1 protein-coding gene is annotated in these 689 nt (G+C 47.2%); it reads right to left on the bottom strand.

Annotated elements, in window-relative coordinates; translation table 11 throughout:
* A partial coding sequence (locus GR162_RS22090; protein ID WP_202393987.1) for a hypothetical protein occupies positions 1 to 689 on the bottom strand: 689 nt, incomplete at both ends.

Below are 689 nucleotides of genomic sequence, written 5' to 3' on the forward strand. Positions count from 1 at the left end.
GTTGCCGTATAGACAAAATCGGTTGCTGCAGTTAAAGCAGGCCCTGAATAGTTAAATACAGGATTAGAGATATCAGTTGCGCTTAAATACGTTGCCGGTGACCAGCTTACCGTTGCGCCGTTTGACAGATTTCCAAGCGTAACATTAGTCTTTCCGCACACCGTGAAAGTGGTCTGCGCCGCTTCAAAGTTTATCGGAATTAGCGTTGCAGAGTCTGCGCAGATCTGATTGTTATTTACAAGACGGATAGCAGCCGTTACATTGCAGATGCCGCTTTCTGGCATGGTAAAAACAGCTGTAGTCTGCTCTGGGCTTGTGCCGTTCGCAGGGATTGTCGCATCGCCATTATTGATGGTCTGCGTATACAGAATAGGCTCGCCAGTCGTATACAGGCCGTCTTTATTTATGTCATTAAAGAAATCCACCACAATTGGCGCGTAGCTGGCAATTGTTCCCGTGTTGGCAATGGTGTATTTTACCACCACATCATTGTTTACTGTCGAAACAAATTTTGCTGTTGATGCGCCTGGAACTATTGACAAAGCTGTTTTGGTGATGGTCGCATTGGAAGTGTTGTTTCCGGTAACAAAAATTACAGGACACTGCGTTGCTCCGCACGTCACATTGGGCACCGAGTAGATCGACTCCAGCTTTATGGCATCGGCAATCGTGCCGCAGCTTAAGGCTGC

This window comes from Flavobacterium sp. HBTb2-11-1 (genome assembly GCF_009826975.1).
Taxonomy (GTDB): domain Bacteria; phylum Bacteroidota; class Bacteroidia; order Flavobacteriales; family Flavobacteriaceae; genus Flavobacterium.